Source organism: Pedobacter sp. SG908 (assembly GCF_011759615.1).
In the GTDB taxonomy this organism is placed as follows: domain Bacteria; phylum Bacteroidota; class Bacteroidia; order Sphingobacteriales; family Sphingobacteriaceae; genus Pedobacter; species Pedobacter riviphilus.
On sequence record NZ_JAAOYY010000003.1, the window covers coordinates 698,831 to 715,056 of the forward strand.

The 16,226-nt window shown below is 38.3% G+C and carries 10 protein-coding genes; 1 reads left to right on the top strand and 9 read right to left on the bottom strand.

Features of this window, described 5'->3' with window-relative positions; all coding sequences use genetic code 11:
- Positions 1-67 precede the first annotated feature (67 nt).
- From FHT21_RS23600 to FHT21_RS23630, 7 genes are all read right to left on the bottom strand, one after another.
- The gene (locus FHT21_RS23600; protein WP_167297152.1) at positions 68-1,291 is read right to left on the bottom strand and encodes a quinol:cytochrome C oxidoreductase; all 1,224 of its coding nucleotides are present in this window, start codon (positions 1,289-1,291) and stop codon (positions 68-70) included.
- Between the two features lie 14 nt (positions 1,292-1,305).
- A complete protein-coding gene (locus tag FHT21_RS23605) occupies positions 1,306-1,911 on the bottom strand; it encodes a cytochrome c (protein WP_167297153.1) in 606 nt (201 codons plus the stop codon).
- Positions 1,883-2,419, bottom strand: a complete 537-nt coding sequence (locus FHT21_RS23610; RefSeq protein ID WP_090498415.1) for a DUF3341 domain-containing protein — start codon at positions 2,417-2,419, stop codon at positions 1,883-1,885. Before FHT21_RS23610 ends, FHT21_RS23605 begins: the two co-directional genes overlap by 29 nt.
- A 2-nt stretch (positions 2,420-2,421) precedes the next feature.
- The gene (gene nrfD / locus FHT21_RS23615) at positions 2,422-3,894 is read right to left on the bottom strand and encodes an NrfD/PsrC family molybdoenzyme membrane anchor subunit (protein WP_167297154.1); all 1,473 of its coding nucleotides are present in this window, start codon (positions 3,892-3,894) and stop codon (positions 2,422-2,424) included.
- Positions 3,895-3,920: 26 nt separating this feature from the next.
- Positions 3,921-6,953, bottom strand: coding sequence for a TAT-variant-translocated molybdopterin oxidoreductase (locus FHT21_RS23620; protein ID WP_167297155.1), 3,033 nt, complete (start codon positions 6,951-6,953; stop codon positions 3,921-3,923).
- A gap of 48 nt (positions 6,954-7,001) precedes the next feature.
- Positions 7,002-8,297 (bottom strand): c-type cytochrome, encoded by a 1,296-nt coding sequence (locus tag FHT21_RS23625; protein WP_167297156.1) that lies wholly within the window; start codon positions 8,295-8,297, stop codon positions 7,002-7,004.
- Positions 8,298-8,552: 255 nt separating this feature from the next.
- The gene (locus FHT21_RS23630) at positions 8,553-9,533 is read right to left on the bottom strand and encodes a deoxyhypusine synthase family protein (RefSeq protein WP_167297157.1); all 981 of its coding nucleotides are present in this window, start codon (positions 9,531-9,533) and stop codon (positions 8,553-8,555) included.
- A gap of 621 nt (positions 9,534-10,154) precedes the next feature.
- Between FHT21_RS23630 and FHT21_RS23635 the strand changes: the two genes are divergently transcribed.
- The gene (locus FHT21_RS23635) at positions 10,155-11,285 is read left to right on the top strand and encodes a BamA/TamA family outer membrane protein (RefSeq protein WP_167297158.1); all 1,131 of its coding nucleotides are present in this window, start codon (positions 10,155-10,157) and stop codon (positions 11,283-11,285) included.
- Between the two features lie 285 nt (positions 11,286-11,570).
- Here FHT21_RS23635 and FHT21_RS23640 read toward each other — a convergent pair whose 3' ends face one another.
- Together FHT21_RS23640 and FHT21_RS23645 are read right to left on the bottom strand one after the other, a co-directional pair.
- Positions 11,571-13,946 (bottom strand): outer membrane beta-barrel family protein, encoded by a 2,376-nt coding sequence (locus FHT21_RS23640; RefSeq protein WP_167297159.1) that lies wholly within the window; start codon positions 13,944-13,946, stop codon positions 11,571-11,573.
- A 5-nt stretch (positions 13,947-13,951) separates the two neighbouring features.
- On the bottom strand, positions 13,952-16,216 hold the full coding sequence (locus FHT21_RS23645; protein WP_167297160.1) for a M56 family metallopeptidase: 2,265 nt from the start codon (positions 16,214-16,216) through the stop codon (positions 13,952-13,954).
- Positions 16,217-16,226 lie beyond the last annotated feature (10 nt).

The window sequence follows — 16,226 nt, forward strand, 5'->3', positions numbered from 1 at the left end:
TCTTAAAAGTAGTACGCTGTACTGCTAATTATAATAATAATTAAATATTTGCTTTATCTTATCACCTCTACAGTTGATGATGCAAACTTTCTTGTAATAATGGGTGGTTCTTTGCAATTAAAGGTTTTTTGCTTAATGATGTTAAAACCGTAAAGGTAAACAATCCTACGAAACCTAATGCAGTACCTATTTCAATGATACCGAAACCATTATGCCCTTCTTCTACCGTTCCTGGCATAATCATTTGGTAATAATCTACCCAGTGACCTAACAATACCACGATAGCAACGAACAATAATTTTGCATCTGTTCTTTTGTTATCTCTATCCATTAATAATAATACTGGTGCTAAGAAGTTCATGGCAAGGTTTAAGAAAAACCAAAACTTGTAGTACTCAAAGCGCTTGTAGAAATATACCGTTTCTTCAGGCATGTTTGCATAGTAGATCAATAAGAATTGAGCAAACCATACATATGTCCAAAAGATAGAGAAACCAAAAATAAACTGGCCTAAATTGTGCAAGTGGCTATTGTTAACCCATTGCATATAACCCGCTCTTCTTAATAAAATAAGAATAATTGCAATAGTAGCTAAACTGCTTACCCACATAGCGGCGAAGTTATACCAACCGAACATGGTTGAGAACCAGTGTGCTTCTAACGACATGATAGTATCAAAGGCAAATACTGGAGTGGTAAAACCATAAATTACCAGGAAGATACAAGCGTTTTTAAAGCTTTTTCTGTACGAATTTAAACCACCTGCTAAATCTTCATTATAAGAAAACTTAACAAACATGATCGAAAATATACTGTAGATACCTAAGAACACCACTTGGCGGCCTAAGAAGAAAGGCACATTTAAGAATACCGATTTACCAGCAATAATGGCATCGTAATTAGGGCTACCCTCTACGGTTAAACCCTCTGCATGCCAGTGGTGGTATAAGTTATGTGTGTACAAACCTGCCGAAATTACGACAATGAGTATTACAGCTGCAATAGGCAAAGTTTTTGCCATAGCCTGCGGTACACGTAAAATTGATGCAGACCAACCTGCCTGAGCTACATATTGAACAGCCAGGAAAAATGTACCCGACATACAAACGCATGCAAAGTAATATGCCATAAGCAACAGGTTAGCAAAAGTACGCTCGTGCATCACTTTATCCCCAGCTAAAAACCCATAAGCAATAGCTGCGATACCTAGTGCGATACCAACGATGCTTAATGTTTTTACTTTACCTGTAAACTCAAACTGTTCACTAAAATTAATATTGTGAGTTCCCATTTATATTTGCTTTACTATTGTCCTTTTTGTAATTGTTGAACATACATCACCACTTTCCAACGATCTGTTGGTGAGATTTGCGAAGCATGCGAGCCCATGTTATTTACACCATAAGTAATGGTATGGTAAATTTTACCTGCGGTAAGATCGGCCATGTTACCACCTCTAGATGAGGAACCTGTCTGATAAGCAGGTACACCACTAAATTTCTCAATTTTAACTAAGTGTCCCTGTCCATCGCCTTTTTCTCCGTGGCAAGGGCTACAGAAAACGGTAAATAAGTGTTTACCCTGAGCTAAATTAACAGTATCTACTGGTAAAGGGTTAACCATGCTCACACCTGCTGCCTCATATCCTTCTTTTGTATTAGGATACTCATCATATTCAGTAAAACCTACCGGTTTAGTATGTGCAGGTGGCAACTGGGCTGTTTTACCATCTTTAAAATTTTTGTTTGGTTGGTCCGGATTGTAAGCAATCGGATCATACATGTTTCTGGCATATTCTAAGCCAGTACTGCGTTTATCTTTACAAGCAGAAAAGGTAGCTGCAAAAGCGATAGCTAAAAACGCTGTGTAAACAAATTTATTCTTATTCATAGCTAATGTACTTCCTTTCATTATACTTTATTTCTAAAGCACCTGCATCTTTTAATAATCCATCAATTACAGTATGTTCTACATTGTCTTTTGCATCAACTGCAATAACAAAACGATCATCAGTAGCACGTAAATCCATTACTCTTGGTGCTCTTCCTGGAAATAAGTGAGTAGATGCATAATAAGTTAACACCATACCGAAAGCACAGAATAATACTGTAAGCTCGAACATTATCGGAATAAAATCCGGTAATGCAAATGATGGTTTACCGCCTATGTTTACTCTCCAATCGATAACTGCGCAGAAATAAATCAAAGCGAATGCACAGCAAGTACCGGTAATACCAAAGCAAAATGCTGCGATATCGATTCTAGATCTTTTAATTCCTAATTTGGCTTCTATTCCGTGTATAGGCATTGGTGTGTATACATCATAAATGCTGATGTTATTTTCCTGAAGTTTTTCGATGCCATGCATCATTTCGTCAGGATCGCCAAAGCTGCCTAAAATATATTTGATATCACTCATTGTTATATTTTTGCGTAATCTTCTTGTTTAACACTATCAAATTTTTCTAAAGACTCTACGTATTCTGCAACGTATTCTTTATTCTCATGCCCTTCTTTAATCTGTTTCATTTTGGCTTGCTCACTTGCAGTTTTTAATAATAATTTAACCTCTGCTATAGCGATTGATGGCAATACTCTTAAGAATAATAAGAATAAGGTAAAGAATAAACCAATTGAACCTACGAATACACTGATATCAACCCATGTTGGATAGAACATTGCCCAACTTGATGGAATGTAATCGCGGTGTAATGAAGTAACGATAATTACGAAACGCTCAAACCACATACCTACGTTTACTACGATTGATAAAATCCAGGTAGCTTTAATGCTTAAACGGATCTTTTTGAACCATAACAACTGTGGAGAGATTACGTTACAAGTCATCATCATCCAGTACGACCACCAGTAAGGACCAGTAGATCTGTTGATAAATGCGTATTGCTCATACTCAGAACCTGAATACCAAGCGATGAAGAACTCAGTTAAATAAGCCACACCTACGATTGATCCGGTTAAGATGATGATTTTATTCATCGACTCGATGTGGAACATGGTGATGTAGTTTTCTAATCCCAATACTTTACGTGCAACCAACAATAAAGTTAATACCATCGCAAATCCTGAGAAGATCGCTCCCGCCACGAAGTATGGAGGGAAGATGGTAGTGTGCCATCCTGGAATTACCGATGTTGCAAAGTCCATTGATACAATGGTGTGTACCGAAAGTACAAGTGGCGTAGAGATACCTGCTAAGATTAACGACACCGCTTCGAAACGTTGCCAGGTTTTAACACTTCCACTCCATCCAAAAGAGAAGATAGAATAGATTTTTCTACGTGTACCCACTGCACGGTCGCGGATGGTAGCGATATCTGGTAATAAACCTGTGTACCAGAATAATAATGATACAGAGAAGTAAGTAGAGATCGCAAACATATCCCATACCAATGGCGAGTTAAAGTTTACCCAAAGTGAGCCGAATTGGTTTGGTAAAGGTAAAACCCAATAAGCTAACCATGGACGGCCCATGTGCGATACCACATAAGTAGCGGCACAGATAACGGCGAAGATAGTCATCGCCTCTGCCGAACGGTTGATGGAGTTACGCCAGTTCTGACGGAAAAGTAATAGTACTGCCGAAATTAGTGTTCCAGCGTGACCGATACCTACCCACCATACGAAACCGGTGATATCCCAAGCCCAACCAACTGTTTTATTTAAACCCCATGATCCGATACCATTCCAGAAAGTGTAGCTTACTGCTACTACCCAAAGTAAAGCACCTAATGCGGCAACGATGAAACCAATCCACCAAGCCTTGTTTGGCTTGTTCTCTACCGGACTTAAAATATCATCTGTAATTTTTGCATACGTGATGTTATCTCCGGTAATTAATGGTTCTCTAAGTATTGATTCGTTATGTCCTGACATAATTTGTATTTTCTTTATACTAAAGCTTACGCTTGCACTGTTGTATCTGTATTTCTAATTTTTGTCATGTAGCCGATACCCGGTTTCACATTGATCTCTTCTAATACGTAGTAGATACGCTCAGAACGTAATGCTTTTGAAACCTCTGAATTTGGATCGTTTGCATCACCAAATACAATTGCATTTGCTGAACAAGCTTCCTGACAAGCCATTTTAATATCGCCATCTTTTAATGGACGTTTCTCCAATTTAGCTTGTAATTTGCCACCTTGTATACGTTGAATACACATAGAGCATTTTTCCATTACCCCTCTAGAACGTGTAGTTACATCAGGGTTTAAAACTAATTGAGTAAACTCGTTATTTAAATAGTTATCGAAACGTGAATCGTTCCAGTAGTTAAACCAGTTGAAACGACGCACTTTGTACGGACAGTTATTTGCACAGTAACGTGTACCTACGCAACGGTTATAAGCCATGTGGTTTAAACCATCACTTGAGTGTACAGTTGCCAATACCGGACAAACTGTTTCGCAAGGTGCGTGATCACAGTGTTGGCACAACATTGGTTGGTGAACAACAGAAACGTGATCTAAGTCTTCTAACTTAGCAATTTCTTTCTCTCTCGTTACATCACCATCCTTAGTTTCGTAGCTATAGTAACGGTCGATACGGATCCAGTGCATTTCGCGACGACGGCGAACCTCATCACGGCCTACAACAGGAATGTTATTTTCTACGTTACAAGCAACAATACAAGAACCACAACCTGTACAGGCATTCAAATCGATTGCCATAACCCAGTTGTTACCTGGTTTTTCATATTGATCCCAAAGATCGTAATCTTTATGCTCGCCCTTTTCGTTGCCCGCTCCAGGATTTTTCAGGTACTCCTTAAAGGTAGCCTCTTTAATCACTGCACGACCTTCGAAAGAGTGGTGAGTTTGTGTTTGAGCCAATTCGTAGTATCCACCTGTTGGAGTGATGGTTACCGAAGTAGCGTATTGCATTGTTCCATTAACAAAAGAAACAAAAGGGAAAGCATTTTTACCTACATCGTTACCGGCTTTACCAGTTTTGGTACGGCCATAACCTACGGCGATAGATGCAGTTCCTTGTGCTTGTCCTGGTTGGATCAATACCGGAAGATCTACTGAATATCCGTTGCTGGCTTTAACAGTTACAACATCAAATTCTTTAACCTTTAATTTTTCAGCAAATTTTGGTGCAATGGCAACAAAGTTATCCCAGGTTACTTTAGAAACTGGATCAGGTAACTCTTGCAGGAACGCGTTGTTGGCATTCTTACCATCACGCATCGGGATGTTTTCGTAAACCTGTAACTCTACTTCTTTAGCCAAAGCTTTGCTGCTATTGGTAATTGAAGTAGCTACTGCAGCTAACGATAAAGTGAAGCTGTAAGCAGCAGCAGCTTTTGCAGCTGTTGTAACCACACCTTTCTCTAACACCTCTTCCCATTTCAAACCTGCAGCTGGTAATACTTTAGCTTCCCAGTTGCTGCGAACAAACTGATAGTAATCTTTAACAGGAGCATCAGCCCAGGTTAATAAACTTTCTTCTGCCTGACGGCTATTGAAAACTGGGTTAATGGTTGGCTGAACGATAGAATAATATCCTTCGTAAGCGTTTGCATCACCCCATGATTCTAAGTAGTTGTGGTTAATGGCAATTGCATCACAAAGCGTAGCCGTTTCATCAGCACGGTCTGAGAATGAAATTTTTGCCGGAACTTTAGCTAAAGCATCAGTAAATGCTTTCGGGTTTGCAGCATCGTAAGCAGGGTTGCTGTTTAAGAATAAAACTGCACCAACTTCGCCACGACCCATTTCAGCAACTAAACCATTAAATTCGGCATCGTTACCAGCATATAAGTAGCAAGGATTATCTAAATCGATAGTAATACCATAACTTCCGATAGCGGCGTTAATGGCATTTACTAAAATTTGTGTAGAAACATCGTTCGAACCACAAACTACAAGGCCTTTACCTTTAGCTTGCAATAATTCTTTAGCAACCAATTTAATTACTTTATCAGCTGTAGCATTATTACCTAATGTTCCTCCAGGTAAAGCCTGACCAGTAATTGCGTTGTATAAAGCGATTAATGCAGGACCTTCTTCTGATAATTTAACCGGAATACGGGTATCTGCATTGGTACCTGTTAAGCTCATTCCACTTTCGAACTGAATGTGGCGGCTCATTTTTTTATTTGCTAACGATTTGTAGTTACGGTTAGCTGTATATTGAGCAGTAAACTCTTCTCCGCTAATCCATGTACCTAAGAAATCGGCACTGAAACTTACAATTAAATCGGCCTTATCAAAATTGTATTTAGGTAAAACGGCTTTACCAAAACTGTTTTGGTTAGCCTGGATAATACCAGTATAAGAAACCGCATCATACTGAACCAATTTAGCAGCAGGGTATTTGGTCACAAACTGTGCAATTACTGCATTAGTTGATGGGCTATTTACCGTTGATGCTACAATACGGATTTTCTTTCCACCAGCCTGTGCTTTTGCCAACTCGCCTTTTACATAGCTGTCGATTTTTGCCCAGGTAGTTTCTTCAACCTGCCCACCTTTTACTGTAGCAGGTGCTTTTAGTTTAGATACATCGTATAAATCTAATACAGAAGCCTGCGCTCTTGCATCGGTACCGCAGTTAAACTGACCCGCATTAGGATTTGGTTCAATTTTAATCGGACGGCCTTCTCTTGTTTTAACCAAAATACTCTGGCCATTAAAGCTAGAAGTATAATAGTTAGGAATACCTGGAGTTACTTCTTCAGGTTTTACCAGATAAGGAATTGATTTTTTTAACGGTGTACTTTGGCAGGCAGCTAATGTAACCGCACCTAAACCAAAACCTAACGCCTTTAAAAAGTCGCGGCGTGGGGTAACGGTACTTAACCCTGCTTCATTTAAAACATCTTCTATTGGAAGTGGCTCGGCGAATTCGTTTTTGTTATTCTTAACAAAATCGGGTGTATTGTTATACTCCTCTAAGCCTTTCCAGTATTTTTTATTGCTTTCCATTTAAGCTATATTACTGTTTATCGAACGTTCTTACTAAACTCTAATCTATTAATAGTGGCATTTACCACACTCTAAACCACCCAATAAAGCTGGTGTAATTTTCTCGCCTTTTTTAATTTTTTCGTGCGCTTGGATAACCTTAGCGTAGAAAGCATTGTTTTTCTGACCAGAAATATCTGTTTCTTTATGGCAGTTAATACACCATTTCATGGTTAATGGAGAATATTGGTAAATTTCTTCCATGGTATTAACCGGACCGTGACAAGCGAAACACACAGGCTCGTTTGGTTGTAATCCTTTTGCTTTACGGATTGCATCTTCAGCAACAACTACGTGCTGAGAGTGGTTGAAGTAAGCAAAATCAGGTAGATTGTGTACACGTACCCACTCCATTGGTTTAGCTTTACTTTCATCATATTTCTGTGTTTCCGGATCGTAACCTAAAGCATTGTAGATTTTTTTGATCTCAGGAGAAATCTCACCATCATATTTATCTCTTGCCTGTACCGCTTTATGGCAGTTCATACAAACATTTAATGATGGAATAGATGCATTTTTAGATTTGAATGCTCCAGAGTGGCAATACTGACAATCGATCTGATTGATACCTGCGTGCAACTCGTGCGAGAATTTAATTGGCTGAACTGGTTGGTAACCGGTATGAACACCAGTATTCCACATGCCCATCCAACCGAACGAACCTAAACAGATGATCAAACACAAAATAAAGAACATTACGAACTTCTTGTTTTTGAACATTTTGCGCACACCAACTTTTAATGGCACATCTTCTTCAATCTCGATACCTTGTTTTTGTAGAATTAAACGCTCTAATAATTTAGATGCACGACCTAAAATTACTAAAATAACAATCGCTAATACAACAATGGCTACAATACCAGCAATTGATAAACCCGAAGTTTTATCCTCTTTTGGTGCTGCAGAAACTGCTGCATCGCCAGCTGGCTTTGGCTCGCCTTCTTTAATGTAAGCTAAGATATCTTTTACTTTCGCCTCATCTAACTCAGGGAAGGTAGTCATTGCTACTTTACCATTATCGTTAAATAATTTAACAGCAGCCGGATCACCTGCAGCAATCATTGCCGCGTTGTTCGGGATCCATTTTAACAAGAATGCTTCAGGGTGACGATCGCTTACTCCAGTTAATGCCGGACCAACAACTTTGTGATCTAACGCGTGACACGAAGAACATTTTGCTTTGAAAAGCGTTCTTCCTTCTTTAGCATCCTGCGCATTTACGGTAGAAACCGCTATTACGGAAATTGCTGAAAACACGAATAACGACTTCCAAACGCTTTTTAAAATCATCGAGATATCTCTCATAATGAACACTTTATACTTATTTAATTTACTTTTTGTTGTGAAATTGATGCTGAACTAGGGGTAGCTCCACCAAAACTTGAACAAAAGTATAACTTATTAATAAATCCCATGACATAATAGTGACTGGAAATACAATTTATAATCATTCTAAACAAATGTTATTTCAAGCCACTAAACCAATAAAAATGCCCATTTTTGATAGGTTATCTCAAATGGGCATACCAAAAACCAATTTGGTTTATTTATTTCTTGCAATTATTGTTTTAATATCCACGCAAACATTAGCGGTGCTACAATTGTTGCATCACTTTCTACGATAAATTTTGGCGTGTGGATATCCAGCTTACCCCAGGTAATCTTTTCGTTCGGTACGGCACCAGAGTATGAGCCATAAGAAGTAGTCGAATCTGAGATCTGACAGAAATAACTCCAGAAAGGAATATTTTCCATTTCCATATCCTGATAAAGCATTGGTACCACACAGATCGGGAAATCGCCGGCAATACCACCACCAATCTGGAAGAAACCAATTCCTTTCCCTCCACTGTTTGCAATATACCAATCGGCCAACCAGCCCATATATTCGATACCGCTTTTCATTGTACTGGCTTTCAATTCATTTTTCATTACATATGAGGCAAAAATATTACCCATAGTAGAATCTTCCCATCCAGGTACCACAATTGGTAAATTCTTTTCTGCCGCAGCAAGCATCCATGAGTTTTTAGGATCGATTTCGTAATATTGCTCCAAATCGCCGCTTAAAAGCATTTTGTACATAAACTCATGCGGAAAATATCTTTCGCCAGCAGTGTCTGCATCTTTCCATATTTTATGGATATGTTTCTGTAAACGACGGAAAGCCTCTTCTTCAGGGATACAAGTATCTGTAACACGGTTGTAATGGTTCTCTAAAAGGTCCCATTCGTCTTGCGGACTTAAATCGCGATAGTTTGGTACACGTTTATAATGTGAATGTGCTACCAGGTTCATAATATCTTCTTCAAGGTTTGCACCAGTACAAGAAATAATGGCCACTTTATCCTGGCGAATCATCTCTGCAAGTGAAATTCCCAATTCTGCAGTACTCATAGCACCAGCAAGTGTGATCATCATTTTACCACCCTCGTCTAAATGCGTTTCGTATCCTTTAGCTGCATCCATCATTGCCGCTGCATTAAAATGGAGGTAATTACGCTCCATAAACTGAGATATTGGTCCTCTTGTATTGCTCATTTCGTTTTGTATTATTTGCCGCAAAAATAGGTATTTAGGCCGAAAGGTGAAAACGTAAAAGCGATTGTATTAGTCCACCGTCCCGAGTCGGCATCCCTTAGTTAGTTATACCAGATAAATTTTCTCCCACGATTGTCATCCTGAGCATAGTCGAAGGATCTTCATGCAAATAAACAATCACATCTATTTTTTTGAAAAGCAATAACAGTAGCTATTATTAAAGGTAGTCCGGCTTTCTGGTACAAGTCCTCGGTTCGTGCCTCACCTGTGGGCTTTTCCCGTCAATCCGGTTTAGGTGGGCCATGTTGTGTTACTACTAAACTTCCCTTACCCCATCCTCAATAAGCTGTATCATGATACGCTACAAGCTCCAATAGCATGAACAAGCCAAGCCACCTAAACCCAACAGTAGCGAGATGCTCCCTGTCTGTTTTATTTTTTACTGTGTACCTGCTTGTTTTACAGGTTTCATTGGAGCAGAAGCGGAGGCGGGACTGTATAACCCCAAATGTTACTGTACCCGCATAAACACTAACCATAATTAATATAGTTGGCAGTTACCAATGAACAAATGACCAGTGAACGAATGAACTATAACTAAATTTCCCTTTCTTTGCCTTGATGAAAAAATACTGTCTAATTATTTTACTTGCGCTCATTTCAGGAAGTTCATTCGCACAGATGAAACTGATCAGGAAAATGCTCTCAAACGAAAAAGATACTACACGTAAAGCGAGCTTTTTACCATTACCGGCCTTTGGTTATAGTCAGGAAACAGGATTTGAATTTGGTGTCGGGGCTATTTATTCATTCTATATAGACCGGAAAGATACATTGAACCGCAGTTCCAATTTCGCTTTAAACACAACTTATTCTACTAAAAAGACGGCTAATTTTATGCTTAAGGGCGATATGTGGACAAAAGGGAACAAATACCACTTTATCGGTGATATCCGCTTTAAAAACCAGCCCTTTAATTTTTATGGCATTGGCAACAGCGCTACAAAGTCTGATGAAAACAAATTAGATCAAAGGGTTTTTAAAACACTTTTCGATGCCGAAATGAATACTTTGCCCAAAGCTTATACAGGTATTTCATTAGGTTTTGAGAATTATCATTTTATAGACAGACAGCCTGGAGGTATTTATTCCACTAGCCCACAAATTTTAGATAAAGACGGTGGCTCGGTAGCATGGATCGGCGCATCTCAAAGTTACGATACTCGTAACAGCAATAACTATCCCACCAAAGGTTTTTTCGGTAGGGCAACCTATCAATATGCACCAGATTTTTTTGGCGGGGAAAATTTCAATGGCTCACAGATTAAGCTCGATCTTCGTGGTTTCTTTAGTTTAGCCCCGAAAGTGGTTTTGGGTATACAGGGAATTTATTATACCATACAGAGCAAAAGCACACCATTTTATTTATTGCAGCAATTAGGGAACGACCAAATGATGCGTGGTTATTATAGTGGCCGCTACCGCGATGAAAACTTAATGGCTGCGCAGGCCGAAATCCGTTACCGTTTTATGAACCGCTTTGGCATTGTAGCTTTTGCGGGTACCGGCAAAGTATTTGCAAACAGCCAGTTTAATGGCGATGGATTAAAACCAAATTTTGGGCTTGGCGGCCGCTACTTTTTCGATCCGGCAAAAGGTTTGAGCGTTCGGTTAGATTATGGTATAGGAGAAAAATTGCCAAATGAAAAACGCCAGGCAGGATTTTACATCAGTTTAGCAGAAGCGTTTTAGCGGATGGGTGATTGAACATTCGCCCAGGCTTGTCAATCTGAACGCAGTGAAAAATCTTTATAATAAGATAGGTGCTGAAAAACAAGTTACCAATAACAGAGTACAAGGAATGGTCGTCTTTACCGCACAGGCGGGAATCTTAATGCAAGCGACAAACCCTACTAAGGCATTACGATTCCCAATCAAGTTGGGAACGACGATTCACCAAGCACCTTTTCTCCTAAAAATCATCTGGTGTATTAACAGATTGCCCCTATTCCATCATACATTTCACATCCTCCATCCCTAATTACTCCTCTTCCGCTCCTCTTCATTCCCAGGTTTCCTATCCTGCTGTTTAATTTTTTCATTTCCGAAATTATAACGGAAAGTAATCCGCAGCTGCCGACTATCGTAATAATTATTATACTCCTGCCTGATGTTATTAACCAAACTGCTAGAACGGTATCGGTTTGTTTTTAGAATATCGCTGGTAGTAATGGCCAATTGTATTTTTTTATGGAGTAACAAAGCTTTAATGCCCAAATCGAGATTATACTGTTTTTTATTTTTATTCAATCCATCAACTGTTGGAAATTGGTACCAGAAACTTACTTCACCCAAAATGGTTTTCGACGGGTTAAAAACGAATTGGTTAAGCGTAGAAAAATAAGCGCCAAATCCATTTAAACTGCCCAGGGTTTGGGCGATGCTGGAATTGGATGCATTGTAAAAAACATCAAACTGGTTAATCGTTTCCCACCCCTTCGCGATGTTAAAATTAATGGCATTACTTAACTGATAATGATAGCCTGTTATAAAATTAACCGGTTGAGCAGCCTGGGTATTCGTAGCCGCATCAATAAAATTCACATCATTAAATCCATTTGTGGTTTTGCTGAAAGATAGCGATGTAGTATATATATTATAGGTGTACGAGAGTTCGACGTTATCGTTATAGGATGGCTGCAAAAATGGATTACCCTCGGTATAAGCATATTGGTTACTGTACCAACGGAAAGGATTTAATTTACGGTAGGCAGGACGGTTGATCCGGCGGCCATAATTAACCAAAAAAGTGCTTTTATCATTTGTACGATAAATAATGTAAAGTGTAGGGAAAAGACGAAAATACTCATTCCGATTTTGTTCATTAACCGATAATCCATCAATCTGTGTATACTCTCCCCTTAGTCCTACCTGAAAATCCCACTGTTTTATTGTCTTGCCGAAATTAACATATAAAGCCTGGGTATTTTCCTGATAGTTGAAAAGGTTGGTTTGGCCGGGGTCTAATTCGTAAACCGCATTACGGGCTTTGTAAAAAGCAAGATCACTTTGGTTGTTGATAAAGCTCAGTTTTATACCGAAGGATAGTTTAAAGGTTTTATAGGGCAAGTCTACATCAGCCTTTAAGGTAAAAAAATCTATATTTTGTTTGCTGGTTGATAGGTATTCAGCAAAGGAGTGCGGAATAATCTCTCCATTTTGAAAATAGCTCGTATTGTTAAAAAATCTGTTTTTATCATCACTATATTTAAACCAATCGCCGTTAATGGTCAGTTGTTTCCCTGTAGAATCTAAGGCTTGTTTTAAATAAACATTGGCTGAATGATAATGAGACCTGATTTTGGCATTGGCATCAGAATTTAAAACCGAATCTAAATTACCTGTTTTGCTATAAACTGTGGTTTTAATATTTTCTTCAGAATGGAAGCTGGTTAGGCCACCATTGTACGATAAACCCAATACTGTTTTTTTGGTGGCCTGATAATCAATTCCGATCTGCCCACTGGGCACCGTTCTAAAATTCCGGTCCTTATTTACAATATTCCAGGTTTGTGCGGGATAAAAAACATCACTTTGTTCAAACGGTACAAGAGATCCTTTTCTAATGTTGAAATTAGAAGAAAGTGTGATCTTGTTCCTGCGATAATTTAAGTTTCCACCTGCAGATGCGGTTATATAATTTGCCTGCGTTAAAGCCGTATTTACCGAACCTTTAAAACCTTCGGCAGTAGCTTTCTTCAATACAATATTAATCAAGCCATTATTTCCCTGGGCATCATATTTTGCCGGCGGATTGGTAATCACTTCAATCTTGGCAATGATGCCTGATGGAATTGATTTTAAATAATTCGCCAATTCATCTACCGACAAAGGCACCAGTTTATCGTTAATCATCACATTAACCTCACCTTTGCCCACCAGCGAAACCTTATCGTTCAAAACGCGTACACCAGGAACTTTTGAAAGCAGTTCCAAAGCATCTGTCCCGATTGCGGAAATACTATTTTCTACATTAAAAACAGTTCTGTCGATCTTTTTTTCGATCAATGCTTTTTTGGCATTAATCTGAATGTCGGCAAGGGTATTCGGGTTACCCAGGAGTTGAACATTGATTGTAGTATCTTTTATTAAGGTAAATAACTGATTAATGGCTTTAAAATTGAGCGCAGAGAAAACAACAGAATGTTTTCCGGCTTGTAGATTTTTAAAAGTGTAAAAACCTAAACTATCTGTTTGGGTATAATTTACCCGGTTTTGAGGACCAGAAATTTTAACCGTAACAAAAGGCAAAGCTTTATACTCTTGATCGGCTACCTTGCCTGAGACACTAAACTGTGCTTTGCAATTGATGATAATAAAAAAGAGAGCGAGAAAGCCTAATGTCTTTATCATTCAAACTATTTATTGTCCTGCCAAACCTCAGCTTTTCCATTAATATCAAATTCACCATAAGAACCAAGCATTGTTATTCCAGTTACTTTATTACGGAGGGTAAGATTTTTTGCTGTTATTTTTTCTGTATTTCTATTATAGGTAGCTTCATCTGCTGAGATGCTAAAATTCTTATAATCCAATTTTGCTTTCCCATAAAGCGTAACAATTGATTTATCCCTACTCATTTTAATAGAATCCCGGGCACTATAACTTACACTTGTTTCCACTTTATTATCTGTCTTTGTTAAAGAGTCTCTCATTCTCTGCAACATCTGGTGGTCAGAACCAAGTCCTTTAGAAACTTTAGTCGCCCCAGTACTATTTTCTGCACTATAGCTTCCATTTCTCAAATTAAAAACAATTATTTTAGCAGTTACAGATCCGCCCTCATTGGCTTTTAATACTGCATTTTTGGCGATCATTTTACCATTAAGCTGATCCAATTCTACATATTCAGCTTCTAATCTACAGTTTACAATATCAATAACTGCATTTTCCAGGTAAGAAACCTTATGCTTTACATCACCCGTTATTTTTTTGAAGGAAATGATTTTGGGCTTAACGGGGCTATCTACTTTTTTTGTAGAATCCGTTATTCCAGTTATACCATTATTCTGGTATTTGGCGTAAAGTGTTTTAGCTTTAAAAGCGTATTTATTTTGGCGCGAATGTAATTCGACTACCTGATTGGAAAAGTAGGTATCCGGTGCAATCAACTTTTCGCCTATAAACTGCACACTGATTTCGTCGCCAACTCGGATGTTGTTACTTACAAATTTCTCTATTGCAACATCAAGTATTATGGTGTAGCTATTGTGCTTTAAAGTAATTCTTTTGATATGGTTTGCATCCTGATCAATGTTCGCGATTCTCGAAAAAATAAATCTAAGGCCATTCGTACCATATAAAAATGGTGGTTTTTTAAATGATCTTTCATAAAGCACACGTCCTTCGGAAGTAGAAATTTTATTTGTCCACAACCTCATTTCATTATAGGGTTCAGGCACAGAAAATCCATTAATTTTTATTTTTAAACTGTCTCCTATTTTAACAGCAGAGAGCTTACCTAAATTTATAGCTGCATCAAATGAATAAACTTTATTATGATAGCTAATATCTCCCAAAACTCCTTTTTTTGAATCCCGAAAACCAAGAAACTTAACATTAAGTTGTTTACCAATCATTGCGTTATCCATATTAATATTTTCAGCATACCTTGCTCTTAAATCTTTGGCAACATTAATGGTATCATCTAACAATGATTGTCCAGGCTTGATAAAACCCTTTTGAGCTTTCTGAAATGTACTTTCAGGAGAAATCTGCTTACCTGCATACACAAACTTAACGGCAAATATCCACAATAGACTCAAAGCCATAGGTAAAACCAGAAAATAGGCATTTTTTTTCCTGTTGTCAGATTTTGAACTAAACAACATTTTTATCCGGTCTTTAATGGGGCTTTTCAAAAAGTTATGAATCAGTGCATTGTTGGTTTTGGTTACCGCAAGCTGAAGTAATAGACTGGCATAAGCCCGATTACCAAAACTGGCCGAAGTAATTTCATCGGCTTCGTATTCATGCACCTGCTCTAAAGCTTTATCATATAGGTAAACTATGGGGTTAAACCATAAAACAGCTTTAAAAACCATTAAAATAATTTTATCTATCGAATGGTATTGCTTAACATGCACCTGCTCATGTTTAAGCAAAACGGATAAATCCGCCGTGCTTAAATCGTTGTGATTTATAAAAACATAATTAAAAAAGGAACAATTGGTAAAGCCTTCGGTTTTGCTGATCAGCTTTAGACCATCGCCATTTTTGGTGTAGCTACCGGTATACTTAAGCAAACCCAACAGTTGCCATAGGCAGGCCAACAATAAAAGTGAAGCAGTGCCACCATAAATAAAATACATCACCACCATCCAATCGATTTTAGACTCTACTTCTGGCTGGTACTCCAACATCATGGGCCGAATAAGTTGAACAGGTTCTTGAGCAGCGGGTTTTATTTCAGGTATTCTAACCGGAGCCTCAGTTTCCACTACTGTTATTTCGCGCTTAATTTCAAGATGCAAAGCCGGAATAATAAAACTCAACAATAACGTAACCAGCAAATAAAATCGGTTGATTTTAAAAAAAGTGAGCTTCCTTAAAACCACCAAGTAAAACCCAAAGAACAACACCGTACAGGCGGTAACTTTAAGCAGGTAGGTTAACCATTCCATAGCTATAATT

Bases quoted from the DNA above. Each gene is read 5' to 3' on its own strand.
- FHT21_RS23645 (WP_167297160.1), bottom strand. From the start codon at position 16,216: ATGGAATGGTTAACCTACCTGCTTAAAGTTACCGCCTGTACGGTGTTG.
- FHT21_RS23605 (WP_167297153.1), bottom strand. From the start codon at position 1,911: ATGAAAGGAAGTACATTAGCTATGAATAAGAATAAATTTGTTTACACA.
- nrfD (WP_167297154.1), bottom strand. From the start codon at position 3,894: ATGTCAGGACATAACGAATCAATACTTAGAGAACCATTAATTACCGGA.
- FHT21_RS23620 (WP_167297155.1), bottom strand. From the start codon at position 6,953: ATGGAAAGCAATAAAAAATACTGGAAAGGCTTAGAGGAGTATAACAAT.
- FHT21_RS23625 (WP_167297156.1), bottom strand. From the start codon at position 8,297: ATGAGAGATATCTCGATGATTTTAAAAAGCGTTTGGAAGTCGTTATTC.
- FHT21_RS23640 (WP_167297159.1), bottom strand. From the start codon at position 13,946: ATGATAAAGACATTAGGCTTTCTCGCTCTCTTTTTTATTATCATCAAT.
- FHT21_RS23630 (WP_167297157.1), bottom strand. From the start codon at position 9,533: ATGAGCAATACAAGAGGACCAATATCTCAGTTTATGGAGCGTAATTAC.
- FHT21_RS23610 (WP_090498415.1), bottom strand. From the start codon at position 2,419: ATGAGTGATATCAAATATATTTTAGGCAGCTTTGGCGATCCTGACGAA.
- FHT21_RS23635 (WP_167297158.1), top strand. From the start codon at position 10,155: ATGAAAAAATACTGTCTAATTATTTTACTTGCGCTCATTTCAGGAAGT.
- FHT21_RS23600 (WP_167297152.1), bottom strand. From the start codon at position 1,291: ATGGGAACTCACAATATTAATTTTAGTGAACAGTTTGAGTTTACAGGT.